A 203-nucleotide genomic window follows, 5' to 3' on the forward strand; every position below is an offset into this window, starting at 1 on the left:
TGCGACACTAGCTCAGTTGGTAGAGCGCAACCTTGCCAAGGTTGAGGTCACGAGTTCGAACCTCGTGTGTCGCTCCACTTTTTTCAAAGTGGAAAGCGATAGCCCTCATTGTGCTTAACAATGACATTTGCGACACTAGCTCAGTTGGTAGAGCGCAACCTTGCCAAGGTTGAGGTCACGAGTTCGAACCTCGTGTGTCGCTC

At 51.2% G+C, this 203-nt stretch carries 2 tRNA genes; both read left to right on the forward strand.

The window, feature by feature from the left end:
• Position 1 precedes the first annotated feature (1 nt).
• A tRNA-Gly gene (locus ACVA54_RS19840) sits at positions 2–77 on the forward strand.
• Between the two features lie 52 nt (positions 78–129).
• Positions 130–202, forward strand: a tRNA-Gly gene (locus ACVA54_RS19845).
• The last annotated feature ends 1 nt before the right edge of the window (position 203 follow it).

The organism is Vibrio sp. PNB23_22_6 (assembly GCF_052877535.1).